This window comes from Nostoc sp. (assembly GCF_036917355.1).
Classification (GTDB): domain Bacteria; phylum Cyanobacteriota; class Cyanobacteriia; order Cyanobacteriales; family Nostocaceae; genus Nostoc.
Genome location: NZ_JBALDP010000026.1, coordinates 92,036 through 104,228 on the forward strand (window position 1 = coordinate 92,036; position 12,193 = coordinate 104,228).

General features: G+C 41.8%; 14 protein-coding genes. 2 read left to right on the top strand and 12 right to left on the bottom strand.

Going from position 1 to position 12,193, the window contains the following annotated elements:
- Nucleotides 1-60: 60 nt before the first annotated feature.
- The 4 genes from gpmI to V7K53_RS07385 all read right to left on the bottom strand — a co-directional run bounded on the left by gpmI (nucleotide 61) and on the right by V7K53_RS07385 (nucleotide 5,072).
- Nucleotides 61-1,659, bottom strand: a complete 1,599-nt coding sequence (gene gpmI / locus V7K53_RS07370) for a 2,3-bisphosphoglycerate-independent phosphoglycerate mutase (protein ID WP_335196937.1) — start codon at nucleotides 1,657-1,659, stop codon at nucleotides 61-63.
- 221 nt (nucleotides 1,660-1,880) lie between these two features.
- Complete coding sequence (locus V7K53_RS07375) at nucleotides 1,881-3,566, bottom strand: ABC-F family ATP-binding cassette domain-containing protein (RefSeq protein WP_335196938.1); 1,686 nt, start codon at nucleotides 3,564-3,566, stop codon at nucleotides 1,881-1,883.
- 155 nt (nucleotides 3,567-3,721) lie between these two features.
- Nucleotides 3,722-4,540: an Rpn family recombination-promoting nuclease/putative transposase gene (locus V7K53_RS07380; protein ID WP_335196939.1), complete on the bottom strand. Its 819-nt coding sequence runs from the start codon at nucleotides 4,538-4,540 to the stop codon at nucleotides 3,722-3,724.
- Between the two features lie 34 nt (nucleotides 4,541-4,574).
- The gene (locus V7K53_RS07385) at nucleotides 4,575-5,072 is read right to left on the bottom strand and encodes a hypothetical protein (protein WP_335196940.1); all 498 of its coding nucleotides are present in this window, start codon (nucleotides 5,070-5,072) and stop codon (nucleotides 4,575-4,577) included.
- A 326-nt stretch (nucleotides 5,073-5,398) separates the two neighbouring features.
- Between V7K53_RS07385 and V7K53_RS07390 the strand changes: the two genes are divergently transcribed.
- On the top strand, nucleotides 5,399-6,259 hold the full coding sequence (locus V7K53_RS07390) for a HEPN domain-containing protein (protein WP_335196941.1): 861 nt from the start codon (nucleotides 5,399-5,401) through the stop codon (nucleotides 6,257-6,259).
- Between the two features lie 294 nt (nucleotides 6,260-6,553).
- Here the strand turns inward: V7K53_RS07390 and V7K53_RS07395 are convergent, their stop codons facing one another.
- Together V7K53_RS07395 and V7K53_RS07400 are read right to left on the bottom strand one after the other, a co-directional pair.
- Entirely contained in the window at nucleotides 6,554-7,012 is a 459-nt protein-coding gene (locus V7K53_RS07395) for a DUF29 domain-containing protein (protein WP_335196942.1), read from the bottom strand.
- A 242-nt stretch (nucleotides 7,013-7,254) separates the two neighbouring features.
- Entirely contained in the window at nucleotides 7,255-7,617 is a 363-nt protein-coding gene (locus tag V7K53_RS07400) for a helix-turn-helix domain-containing protein (protein WP_012410694.1), read from the bottom strand.
- 240 nt (nucleotides 7,618-7,857) lie between these two features.
- On the opposite strand from V7K53_RS07400, the gene V7K53_RS07405 reads away from it, so the two are divergent.
- Nucleotides 7,858-8,304, top strand: coding sequence for a hypothetical protein (locus tag V7K53_RS07405; RefSeq protein ID WP_335196943.1), 447 nt, complete (start codon nucleotides 7,858-7,860; stop codon nucleotides 8,302-8,304).
- A 9-nt stretch (nucleotides 8,305-8,313) separates the two neighbouring features.
- On the opposite strand, the gene prfA is transcribed toward V7K53_RS07405, so the two are convergent.
- The 6 genes from prfA to rplQ form a co-directional block, all read right to left on the bottom strand.
- Nucleotides 8,314-9,411 carry a peptide chain release factor 1 gene (gene prfA, locus V7K53_RS07410; RefSeq protein WP_163927947.1) on the bottom strand — a complete coding sequence of 366 codons (1,098 nt, stop codon included), beginning with the start codon at nucleotides 9,409-9,411 and terminating at the stop codon, nucleotides 8,314-8,316.
- A gap of 104 nt (nucleotides 9,412-9,515) precedes the next feature.
- The gene (gene rpmE / locus V7K53_RS07415; protein ID WP_069070756.1) at nucleotides 9,516-9,758 is read right to left on the bottom strand and encodes a 50S ribosomal protein L31; all 243 of its coding nucleotides are present in this window, start codon (nucleotides 9,756-9,758) and stop codon (nucleotides 9,516-9,518) included.
- Nucleotides 9,759-9,890: 132 nt separating this feature from the next.
- A complete protein-coding gene (gene rpsI / locus V7K53_RS07420) occupies nucleotides 9,891-10,307 on the bottom strand; it encodes a 30S ribosomal protein S9 (RefSeq protein WP_012410698.1) in 417 nt (138 codons plus the stop codon).
- Nucleotides 10,307-10,768 (bottom strand): 50S ribosomal protein L13, encoded by a 462-nt coding sequence (gene rplM / locus V7K53_RS07425; protein WP_114081992.1) that lies wholly within the window; start codon nucleotides 10,766-10,768, stop codon nucleotides 10,307-10,309. The genes rpsI and rplM overlap by 1 nt, the downstream gene beginning before the upstream one ends.
- A gap of 123 nt (nucleotides 10,769-10,891) precedes the next feature.
- Complete coding sequence (truA, locus tag V7K53_RS07430) at nucleotides 10,892-11,740, bottom strand: tRNA pseudouridine(38-40) synthase TruA (RefSeq protein ID WP_335197023.1); 849 nt, start codon at nucleotides 11,738-11,740, stop codon at nucleotides 10,892-10,894.
- Nucleotides 11,741-11,828: 88 nt separating this feature from the next.
- A complete protein-coding gene (gene rplQ, locus V7K53_RS07435) occupies nucleotides 11,829-12,179 on the bottom strand; it encodes a 50S ribosomal protein L17 (protein ID WP_094349105.1) in 351 nt (116 codons plus the stop codon).
- Nucleotides 12,180-12,193: the final 14 nt, after the last annotated feature.

Consider the following 12,193-nt stretch of genomic DNA (forward strand, 5'->3'; position numbering starts at 1 on the left):
ATTCAGAATTCATGAGTTAGGAGTTTTTAGTGAACTCCTAACTCACTACTCAGGACTCTTTTACAGCCCCACTTGTACGGGAGTGCGAGTGCGTTGCAACTCATATTCTGCTGTTTTCAGCAGCGATCGCCCTGTCATCTCTGGTGGCTGAGGCAGCTGTAAAATCTCTAGAATTGTGGGGGCGATGTCGGATAGCTTGCCATCGCTTCGCAGTTCGACATTTGTACCATATCCAGGGATTTTGACTTTCTCGCCTTCTACCAAAATTAAGGGGACTGGGTTAGTAGTATGAGCTGTCCAGGGATTACCCCCTTCATCTAGCATATACTCAGCGTTGCCGTGATCAGCAGTAATAATTGTTGTACCACCGGCTTTGATAACGCTCTCTAACAAGCGTCCCAAACAGCGATCAACTGTCTCAACTGCTGTAATGGTAGCTTCAATTTGACCAGTATGCCCTACCATGTCTGGGTTGGCATAGTTAATCACAACTAGGGAATATATACCCTTTTGAATCGCTGCGATCGCCACATCTGTAACTGCTGCTGCCGACATCGCTGGGGCGCGATCGTAAGTCGCTACCATCGGGCTGCTTACTAGTTCCCGATCTTCTCCAGCAAAAGGTTCCTCCAGACCACCATTAAAGAAATAGGTAACATGGGCATATTTTTCGGTTTCGGCGGTGCGAAATTGATTCAGACCATGATTAGCTATAACTTCTCCCAGAATGTTACTGAGATTCTGAGGCTCAAAGGCTACAGCCAAGGGTAAGTCTGGATCATACTGTGTAAAGGTGACAAAAGACAGTGGTGTGATTTGCTGTCTTTCAAAACCGTTAAATGTGGGACTGACCAAAGCTTGAGTCAGTTGTCTGGAGCGATCGGGGCGGAAGTTGAAAAATATCACTCCATCCCCTGGTTCTATTGCGCCGGGTGCAATTCGGATGGGGTTGATAAATTCATCTTTTACCCCTTCGGCGTAAGATTCTTGCAAGATTTCCACAGCCGTGCGATTATCACCTGTACCATCTTGGGTCATCACGTCGTAGGCGCGTTTTACCCGATCCCAACGGTGATCGCGATCCATCGCGTAGTAGCGACCGCTGAGGGTGACTATGCGCCCAATTCCTGTACGGTCTATATAATTTTGCAGCAGTGTGATTGCTCTTACACCGTCAGTTGGGGCGGTGTCACGACCATCGGTAATGGCGTGAATACAAACTTCTGGAATTCGCTGGTCTTTAGCTAAGTCAAGTAGTCCGAATAGATGGGTGATATGCGAATGTACCCCTCCCTCAGAACAAAGCCCTACTAGATGCAGCTTGCTATTCCGAGAGCGAACTTCCTGGCAAATTTTGACGAGTGCTGGGTTTAAGGCAATAGAACCGTCTTCGACCGCATCAGAGATGCGTACCAGTTCTTGCGGTACAACTCGCCCAGCACCAATGTTCAAATGACCTACTTCCGAGTTGCCCATTTGACCTTCTGGCAACCCTACGGCTTTTCCTGATGTGCGGATGAGGGTATGTGGGTAAGCTGCCCATAAACTTTCCACAATGGGAGTTTTAGCAGCAACAATAGCGTTTCCTCGCTTTTCCTCGCAGTAGCCCCATCCGTCTAAAATGACTAGCACCACAGGAGCAACAGGTGCTTTGGTCATAGTAAAATTGCCCTTTACTTTTTGTAATACCCGAATGATACCACTGCTAATCCACGCCGCAAGTGAATTTTTGCTTATTAATTTCTTTTATGAAAGACTTACAATTTTTTAAAGGATTTTTTAAACTTTAGCAATTTTTCTGTAGTGTTGTCGATCGCTAATAACAAGTGATTACTTAGTAGTAGCATTTTAGTACTACTACTAAGTCTGTACTCGATCTATTATTTCTTTTTACTGGAAGCTTTTGCAGCTTTTTTAGCAGCTTTTTCAGCAGCGATCGCAGCTAACTTTGCTTGTTCTTTTTCTTCGGCAATTTTCTGGAGATAGTAATGATAGTCTCCTAAGTAAACCCGGAATTCACCATCACGAATTTCGACGATTTTGTTAGCTACTTGAGAAATAAAGTAGCGATCGTGGGAAACTACAATTGCCGTACCATCATAATTTTTGAGCGCTTCTTCCAGCATTTCTTTCGCTGGAATATCTAGGTGGTTTGTCGGCTCATCTAAAATTAGTAAGTTCGCGGGACGTAAGAGCATTTTTGCCAACGCCAGACGAGCTTTTTCTCCTCCACTTAATGCCCCAACTGCCTTAAATACAGTATCACCAGTGAATAAGAAGCGTCCCAAAAGCGTGCGGACTTCTTGATTATCCCAGTCTGGAACTTCATCATGGATAGTTTCCATGACAGTTTTCTTCAAGTCTAAAGCTTCAGCTTGATTTTGCTCAAAGTAACCGGGAATAACGTTGTGATCCCCTAATTGAACGCTACCTTCTGTGGGTGGTTCCATACCCATAATTACGCGCAGAAGGGTTGATTTTCCAGCACCGTTGGGGCCAAGAAAAGCAATGCGATCGCCTCTTTCAATTAGGAGATTTGCTGCCAAAAACAAGATTTTATCACCATAAAGATGAGTTAAATCTTTAATGTCCACAACCTCGCGTCCACTGCGGGGAGCAGGGGGAAAACGGAAGTGGAGAGTTCTTACCCCAGCGATGGGTGCTTCAATGCGCTCGATTTTGTCGAGTTGCTTTTCTCGGCTTTTTGCCTGGGTACTGCGGGTAGCACTGGCACGGAATCTATCAACAAAGGTTTGCTGTTTCTCTAATTCTTTTTGCTGACGTTCGTAAGCACTCAGTTGTGCTGATTGGCTTTCGGCTTTTTGTTCCAAATATGCTGAGTAGTTACCAAGGTAGGTACTGGAAACGCCACGTTCAGTTTCCACAATTTGGGTGCAGAGGCGGTCAAGGAACTCCCGGTCATGGGAGACTATTACCATAGGCGTAATTAGCCCTCTGAGGTAATTTTCCAACCACTCAATGGTTTCTAAATCTAGGTGGTTAGTCGGTTCATCCAGCAGCAACAAGTCGGGTTTTTGCAGCAGAATTTTACCCAAACTCATCCGCATTTGCCAACCACCACTGAAGGCACTGACGAGGCGATCGCCATCTTCTAGCCCAAACCCCATTTCTGGTAAAATTTTCCCGATGCGTGCATCTAAGTTGTAGCCGTCCAAGGCTTCAAATTTGCGCTGCAAGCGATCCAACTTGTCGATTAGTCGATCTAGTTCATCTGGGTTAGCTGTTTCCATCTCTTGGGGGATGTGCGCCAGAGATAACTGTACTTCGTTGGCTTCTTTGAAGACAGTCCAAAATTCTTCTCTAACGGTGCGGGTGGGGTCTACTTCAAACTCTTGGTTGAGGTAAGCTATGTGTAAGCTATTAGGACGGATAATTTCGCCTGCGGTGGGTTCAATTTCCCCAGAGATGATTTTGAGTTGGGTAGATTTTCCAGCACCGTTGACACCGACTAAGCCAATGCGATCGCCTGGTTTAACTTCCCAGTTGATATCTTTGAGAACTTCGCCTGTGGGATAAATTTTACTTATATGTTCTAGTCGCAGCATTAAGTTTCTCTCAGGTAGGGAGTGGGTGGTTGAGGACGAAGTACTAACACCGCCTCTAATATTAACAAAAATTAACTATAAATTCGTCGTGAAAATGTCTGGAAGCCGCAAACCAAATTTGGCTTGAGCCACGGATAAAATTTACCACATCTATCTTAAGGCTGACTTTGTGCTACTTGTCTGACTTCTTCGACACTCAAATCTAACGCTTTTGCTACTTGTTCTACAGTCAACCCTGCTGCCAACATTGCTGGTACTGCTTTTAGTTTCCCTTCAACCTTACCTTGTTCAATGCCTTGTTTAATGCCTTGTTCAATGCCTTCCTGAAAGGCTTCCTGATAAAATCTGGTTTGCTTTAACTCGCTTAAGCTAAACATTTGCTCGATCTCCTCCCTACTCATTGCAGGAAATTTGTAAGCCAAAATAGTCTCGATAAATTGTAATAATTGCTGCTGTTTTGGTGGTGAATTTATTTCGGACTTGGTTCTGTCTATCAACTCCCTTGCTTGTGCGATCGCTATATCGTCGGTTGCAATTACTAATTTAGCAGTTGCAATGCCAATTGGAAGCGATGCACCTTCACCTAATTCATCCAAATAAATGCGCCTGACGCGCCCACTTGTGAAAAACTCACGGTAATGTTTGATATCTCCTGTATCTACATTCCTGTTTGGGTATAAAACCACAGCACCCCAGTCATTTAATGGTTGATTCTGACGGAGATATAAACATATTTCTGCAATTAGCCGTGAATAAATTTCACTATCCGCTTGAAATTGCACTTCAACAAAGTAAATCTGGTTTTCGCTTCCTTGTGTAGGCAAAAACACACCATCGATTCTGAAGGCTGTTTGTTTGATTTCAACTGATGAAAATTGATAAAGGCTAGCCTCTTCTGGAGAATTACCAATAATTTCAAAGAATATATCAGGAAATTCTTGAAACAGCCGATAAAAGATGATGTCTGTTTTCACAATTTTATATCATTTGAATATTTTGATTTGCCGTTCATGTGTTACTTGATTCTTCAGAACCATCTCGCACTTTCAGCAATTGCTCTTTTGCCATCCCTAATATACGTGAAAGAGGCGCTAACAAACTATCATCAAATGCTTCTCCAGCATAAATATTATTCAGTTCTGTAGGAGATAATTTAAAGGTGTCGCAGAATTTAGCAAACTCCTGGTTACTCAAGTCAAGCTCTTTTTGTCTGTCTCTAAGTAAAACTGCGATCGCTCTAGTTCCATGCTTCGGACGCTCACTAGTCTTTATATATTTTTCCATTAAATAATTGACTTTTCTGGTATCGCCACCGATTTTTTTAATTAAATCAGTACAAGCCATTTTCAGCGCTTTCTTTAAAACTTCTTCTTCATTTAAAGATTTAATAATTTCACTGGCATATTCTGGTTTAAAAAATCCCACCAAATTCCCTTGATGATAAACTGGTATATAAGGATTGTTCATTTCAACTTGCCAATCTAAAGGCTCATTGCGTAGCGACATAGCTGCACCCCTAAATATTTTAAGATTGCACCATTTTAAAACCATTTATTAGTTACCCGCCAGTGGTTATATTTTGGTCATATATAAAAATATGGTTTTATTCTTGCTAAGTCAGGACTTACGTAAGGACTATGGTTTTACGTCATAACGAGTGTTCGCGTTAGCGTCTCGAAGAGAAACGAAGTAATCGCAAAGGCTTAGTTTTTCGTCACGAGTGCGTAAGTCCTACAAGTATACTTAATCTGGTATTATCCTTGACTAAGTATTGCAATTCAAGTTATAGTATTGCAGAGCTTATAAGATTATCTAATAAAACCTGATTTAGAATGAACACAAATGATATAAATGCTCGAATAGCGAGAATAGATTACAAGTTAAGAACTCAGAAAAAATCTGTTGCTGAAAGAATTTGTCTAGTACAAGGTGAATTATGCCCTGATATAAATGATTTAACAGACAGATTCATCAACAATAGATTCCCAACATTAAGTAATGACGAATTAGAACGATTTCTTCATACATTAAATGTTGATAATTGGTATAGAGAAAATTATGGATTTAAAATAACACCTGACTATTTAAATATCAAAGAAATTCCATTTGTTCTGCAAGGCAACATTTATTACTTTATATATCCTGAAAAAACTGAAAATTGCAATATAATTGACTGCACAAATTTACCGCAAATAGTAAAACAAGATTTAACAGAAGAAGAAATTGAATATTTACAAAATTCCTTTAAATGTGGGAGAAGAAAATTATTAGCTGTAGAATATCTAGAAGATGTTGTTCAGTATCGTGATAAAAAGAAGAATAGCGAAAATGATTTTTTTGTAATCCCTGACCAACTCAAGGATAATTTCTATTTGTCTACTGAAACAATAGATTTTATTCGTTTTGCTATTGAGGATTTAAATCTTGCTATCGTTACTTTAAAAAATATCAGAAGTCATCAATATCAAGTTGTAATTTTTCCAGCTTCACAAGCAATTGAAAAACTATTAAAAGCTTATATATTATCAGAAAAAACAATGCTGGTAAAAAAAGATGATTTAAGGAAAAATTATGGGCATAACCTATTCAAAATAATTAAAGACTTCAAGCAAATTTTTCCCTTACCTGAAAAAATAAAATCAGAAATACAAAATTTTCCAAATGCAAAAAAAATTTTAAAGACTCAACTATAAATCCTAGATATGATCCAATAGAAGTTTCTCCCGATAAAGCTGTGAAGATTATAGACGCTACATTGAATATTTTTGAATTAGTAAGCGAGAAGTTTGTTACACCTTTACACAAAGTAATGTATTATCCACAATTAGAGGAGTATTATCCTCAATTAGAGGAATATTATGATCGATTAGAGGATGATGATTCCTTTCTTGACGAATGACGAATAGGGTTTAAATTTTCGATTGGTGATTGCTTTAAGTAGTTTTGGCAATTCCTATGTTATGAATTAACAAGAAAAATGGTAGTAATTATCCTTCCCAGTCTTGACGAGTATCGCACAGAAAATTGTCTGCGATCGCATCATCAAACAAATACGGGCAATGCTCTGGAAAAGTTCGTAATGGTAAATTAGTTTCTCGTAGCGCCAAATCGACTCCCGCTTCAAAGCCATCTAACAAGGCTTCTTCTATTCGAGACTTTAAGCTAGGGTTCTGCCGCAGATGCCTATGGATGGCGCGACGCTGTTCTCGAATTGTTAAAAACCAACTGCGATAGCGTTGTTCAGGTTGAAACTTCCACTTCAAGAGATGACCAAGTAATACACTCAGACGACTCACGAGTTCCCGATATTCCTGTCTCCCCAAAGCTTGAATTTCTTCTTGAAGGTGTTGCCAGTCTAGTTCCATAACTAGCCTCTGCTCTAACGCTTTAGCCTGCTGCTGTGTCCAGCCATAGAAGTCTTGGTCATACAAAGAAGGTTTGTCCATAGAGTTGAATCTTGACAGCAAGAAACCACGAGCTAGTTTGAGCTAATTTTATGCTAGGGACTTCCAAGAAATAAATTATCCAAATAAACGAACCACAGAGACACAGAGAACACAGAGGGAGAAGAGATAGAGAGAATTTTTGCGTTAGTTTTGGGATATTGTTTTATTTGGAAGTCCCCTAAATCGCCCTTAAAAAACTTAATTACGAATTACGAATTACGAATTACGAATTATTTTAATATTCAACTTGCCTTCGCCTCATCCCCGGATGCTTCAGCCACAGCCGCCAATCTATCTGCCGCAGCTTGGACGATTTGAGCCACTTGAGCCAAAGGCATGTGCTGGATTTGTCTAAGAATGAGACTCAAATCTGAGGTTTCTGGAATTGGCTTGCCATCTATGCAGCTAATTAACTCTTCCATTGTGTAGCCTGCTTTCGATGCGATTCGAGCCAAATTTTCTGTATCTGGAACCTTCACACCTTTTTCCCACATCTGAACGGCAGTAGCAGATACTCCCAAAAGCTTACCAAATGCTCGCTGACTCATTGAACCGCGAGCTAGTTTAATGATTTCAATCAGTTTTTGTTTGCTTTCGATCTTCACTGCTTATATAGCTAGCCAACTTTATTTACAAGTTTACTTTCAATAATACAAGTTTACTTTTATATTGACAGCCTTGTGTTTTAGTACTAAACTATATCTCTGGTTGTAAATCGGCAACTACAGGTATCAAGCTAGTAGAATAACCCATCTATCTTTAACCAACCCAAAAAACTTAGTTTGCTACGGCGCTTGTGCTAGTAGCTAGACTTTGCTGCGAAGAAATAATATCGAAGGTGCATCATGTTTCGCAAGCCACGCAAAATTAACCAATATCGCCGCAAAGGTAAAAATCTTATAGCCATTAATAAAATTAAACCAGAACAGTGGAACATTTCTGACACAGAAACCAAAGAAGCTTTAAAAGTTAAAGGCTACGATGTTAAGCAAATCAAAAAAATCCACCTTCTGAAGCATCAAGTGTGTATTTCATACTGGGATGCAAAAGGCAATATATGCAGCAGCTTTTTTAGCTACCGGATTTTTGCGCGTTGGCAAAAGGAAGTAGAAAAATTAATTTATACCTGTGAAACCTTGAAGGAATGGGCAAAGTTAAATTACGTTATGAAGTACGAATTTTCCTATTACCATTATCCCAGTGAAATAGAAGATATACTCCACACGATATTAGAAAACCACCTGTCTGTGTTAAAAGCAACAGTACAACAAGTGGTTTTACAAGATATTTAACAACAGAAATTAGTTAGCGGCAGAAGTCGCTAACTCCGCGAGACGTTCCTGTTGGTCTAGAGATATACAAGACTGGATAAGCGTCTCTAAATCACCATCCAAAACAGGGGTAAGAGAATAATTCTGACCTAACCGATGATCGGTAGCGCGGTTATCTTTATAATTATAGGTGCGAATTTTTTCCGATCGCGATCCAGTACCAACCTGCGATCGCCGCATGGAAGTTACAGCTGCTTGTTGTTCGCTTAACTTGATGTCATACAACTTCGCCCGCAGAATTTGCATAGCCCGTTCTTTGTTTTGCAACTGGCTGCGTTCTTCTGTACAGAAAATGCGTATTCCCGTTGGTTTGTGCATCAAGTCAACGGCTGTTTCCACCTTGTTGACGTTTTGTCCACCAGCACCACCAGAACGAGCTGTAGTCATTTCAATATCTTTCGGATCAATGTGAATTTCCACATCATCGACCTCTGGCATAATCGCCACGGTAGCTGTGGAAGTATGAACCCGTCCCCCAGATTCAGTTGCCGGCACGCGCTGCACACGATGCACTCCAGCTTCAAACTTTAGCTGGCTATAAACATCATTACCTTTAATTTCGAGAATGACTTCTTTCCAGCCACCCATTTCTCCGCGAGATTCGCTCACTAGAGAAACTTTCCAACCTTGAGTCTGGGCATAGCGGGTGTACATCTGCATCAAATCGCCAGCCCAAATGCTTGCTTCATCACCACCAGTACCAGCGCGAATTTCCAACATGATATTCTTTTCATCATTGGGGTCGCGTGGTAGCAGCAAGACTTTCAAGCGAGACTCTAAATGTTCTATTTTTTCTTCAAGTTCTTTTACTTCCAGTGATGCCATTTCTTGCAACTCTGGATCACTTGCAGATTCTTTGTAAACCTGACGCGCTCCGATTAAATCTTCTTGGGCTGTTTTCCAAATTTCATAAGTATTAACGACCTCTTCCAAAGAAGAGCGAGACTTAGCAATTTCTTGATACTCATCAGGATTGCTAGCGGTATCGGGGTCGCCAAGACGACGTGTTAATTCATTAAAAGTTTGTTCAACGGATTTTAGTTTGTCCAGTAAGTATGATTCAGCCATGACGAGTGCGATCGCTCCTTAAAAAAATAACAAATTGGCTCGAGCATATAAATGAAAATCGACCCAGCTGATGCAGGGCCGTCGTTAACAGCAGAGCCAACTCGCTACTTTTTGTCTTGTTCGTCGCCAGATGTTTGAGTGCTGCTCATACCGTACTTGCGGAGGAAGCGCTCTACTCGACCCTCAGTGTCAATAATCTTCTGAGTGCCGGTGTAAAATGGGTGATTTCCAGACCAAACATCTACGTGCAATTCTGGCTTGGTAGAGCCAATGGTCATAACAACTTGACCGTTGCAGTAAACTTTAGCATCTGGATACCACTTGGGGTGAATATCAGCTTTAGCCATTGTTCTTTTTGTGATGAATCTATATAAATTATAACTTTCAGCGTTCAATTGCAGCTAGGGAGTGGGGAGTGGGGAGTGGGGATATGCCCCATGCCCACTTGCCCTGAGCGAAGTCGAAGGGATGCCCAATTTCTAACGCTTAGAGTATTGAGGTGCTTTCCGAGCTTTATGTAAACCATATTTCTTCCGCTCTTTTGCCCTTGGATCGCGAGTCAAGTAACCTTCGGTTTTCAAAGGTGGGCGGTTGTCTGGGTCTAGTTGGCATAAAGCACGAGCAACTCCCAAACGAACAGAATCAGCCTGTCCGGTCAAGCCGCCGCCTTCTGCTTTTACCAAAATGTCATATTCGTTTTCTAGTCCCAGAGTTTCCAGGGGCGCTTTAATGACTCCCAGGTAGTTGGGGTTAAATTGGAAATACAAGTTTCCATCTTTACCGTTCACAGTCAGTTGACCGGTACCTGGAACCAAGCGTACCCTCGCTACTGCGTTCTTACGACGGCCAGTGCCCCAGTATACGGCGCGACCGCTATTGGCATCTGCTACTACCATTAATTTTCTTCTCCAGGAATTGTATTAACTTTTAGTTCTTTAGGTTTTTGAGCATCATGGGGATGTGTAGGCCCAGCGTAAACTTTCAGCTTGGTGAACAACTGCTTACCGAGGCTATTTTTAGGTAGCATACCTTTAACAGCTTGTTCTAAAATCCGCTCTGGTATGCGGTCTTGCAGTTTAGCGAAAGTTTCCGTTTTCATCCCACCGGGACGACCAGAATGGCGGCGGTAAAGCTTTTGAGTGCGCTTTTTGCCTGTAACTGCTACTTTCTCGGCATTGATGACAATTACGAAGTCACCTGTATCTAGATGAGGTGTATATTCGGGTTTCTTTTTGCCTCTCAATACCTGAGCGATTTCGCTGGCGAGGCGACCGAGGCGTTTATCGGTGGCATCTACTATGTACCACTCACGCTCAAGGGTTGCTTGAGAAGGAAGGTATGTTTTAACTGTTGTCATTTGTCATTTGTCCTTTGTCATTTTTAATTTGTCATTAGTCATTTGTCATTTGTTATTTGTCCTTTGTCCTTTGCCAGTTGTCCTTTAGTTATTCACTAATGACCAATGACTAGTGAGCAATGACTAATGACCAATGACTAATGACTCTTGACTAGTGACGAACTTTGGCAAGGTGTCGTACCAAATCTCTTTTGGAAAGGGAAAATCGGGATAGCCGACTCTCAACAAGCACAAGCCTTGAGGCGGTGCGGCATATTTCACTTCTTCCCGGCGTTCTTCTTTCCAGAGTTCGGTGAAGTTAGAAAGTGTTCGTTGTCCAGAACCTACTTCTACCAGCATCCCTACCAACAGCCGTACCATGCCATACAAAAATCCATCTGCCTGTATTTCAATATGGATAAATGGCCCACTGCGACGACACTCTGCTGCTTGCACCTCTACCCAGGAATGCGATCGCTTTGAGCCTGCACGGTGAAAAGCAGCTAAGTGATGCTTTCCCAAGAGAGGTTTCAAGGCAGCTTGGATTAAAGATTCATCCAGGGGTGCATAATAATAATGCCAACTGAAGGGTCTTACAAATAAGTTAAGCCGATCTTCAGTATATATTGTGTAGCGATACCGTCGATAGGCTGCACTAAAGCGAGCGTGCCAACGGTTATCGACACTAGCTGAAGCCCTGATTAATATATCTGGCGGCAGGTAGCTGTTGAGGATTGTTGCCCACTTGTGAGGCGGAATAAAACCTGTTGCTTCAAAATGGGCTACTTGAGCAGCAGCGTGAACTCCTGAATCGGTTCGCCCAGCACCATGTAGTGTTACATGATACCCAAGAATAGTAGCGATCGCAATTTCAATCTCTTCTTGGACTGTCCGGTGTTGTTTTTGCCGTTGCCAGCCATGAAAATGAGTGCCCAGGTATTGGATTACCAAGGCTACTCGATGAGTTTGTGTAGGCTGGTGGCTTTCTAACATACAGATTTTGTCCTTTGTCATTTGTCTTTTGTCATTTGTCCTTTGTTATTCACTAATGACCAATGACTAATGACCAATGACCAATGACTTAAACCAATTCAATTATTGCCATTTTTGCATTATCACCCCGACGCGGTACGGTACGCAGGATTCGGGTATAACCGCCCTGGCGATCGCCATATCGAGTTGGAGCTTGCTCAAATAGAGCGTGAACCAGTTGTTTGTCGAAGATATAGCCAAGGGCTTCCCGACGTGCTGACAAGGAGCCATTTTTGGCTAGGGTAATCATTTTTTCCACTTCACTTCTGAGAACTTTCGCTCTAATTAAAGTGGTGGTGATCTTACCATGACGGATCAGCTCGGTGGCGAGCGATCGCAGTAAAGCACGGCGTTGATCGGCTGGTTTACTGAGTTTTTTGACGCGACAACGGTGACGCATAATTATGCACTATG

What these genes read in the sequence shown, in the direction of transcription:
- V7K53_RS07405 (WP_335196943.1), top strand. Translation starts at nt 7,858, where the DNA reads ATGTTTCGCAAGCCACGCAAAATTAACCAATATCGCCGCAAAGGTAAA.
- rplM (WP_114081992.1), bottom strand. Translation starts at nt 10,768, where the DNA reads ATGACAACAGTTAAAACATACCTTCCTTCTCAAGCAACCCTTGAGCGT.
- V7K53_RS07375 (WP_335196938.1), bottom strand. Translation starts at nt 3,566, where the DNA reads ATGCTGCGACTAGAACATATAAGTAAAATTTATCCCACAGGCGAAGTT.
- V7K53_RS07395 (WP_335196942.1), bottom strand. Translation starts at nt 7,012, where the DNA reads ATGGACAAACCTTCTTTGTATGACCAAGACTTCTATGGCTGGACACAG.
- V7K53_RS07390 (WP_335196941.1), top strand. Translation starts at nt 5,399, where the DNA reads ATGAACACAAATGATATAAATGCTCGAATAGCGAGAATAGATTACAAG.
- truA (WP_335197023.1), bottom strand. Translation starts at nt 11,740, where the DNA reads ATGTTAGAAAGCCACCAGCCTACACAAACTCATCGAGTAGCCTTGGTA.
- rplQ (WP_094349105.1), bottom strand. Translation starts at nt 12,179, where the DNA reads ATGCGTCACCGTTGTCGCGTCAAAAAACTCAGTAAACCAGCCGATCAA.
- V7K53_RS07385 (WP_335196940.1), bottom strand. Translation starts at nt 5,072, where the DNA reads ATGTCGCTACGCAATGAGCCTTTAGATTGGCAAGTTGAAATGAACAAT.
- prfA (WP_163927947.1), bottom strand. Translation starts at nt 9,411, where the DNA reads ATGGCTGAATCATACTTACTGGACAAACTAAAATCCGTTGAACAAACT.
- gpmI (WP_335196937.1), bottom strand. Translation starts at nt 1,659, where the DNA reads ATGACCAAAGCACCTGTTGCTCCTGTGGTGCTAGTCATTTTAGACGGA.
- rpmE (WP_069070756.1), bottom strand. Translation starts at nt 9,758, where the DNA reads ATGGCTAAAGCTGATATTCACCCCAAGTGGTATCCAGATGCTAAAGTT.
- rpsI (WP_012410698.1), bottom strand. Translation starts at nt 10,307, where the DNA reads ATGGTAGTAGCAGATGCCAATAGCGGTCGCGCCGTATACTGGGGCACT.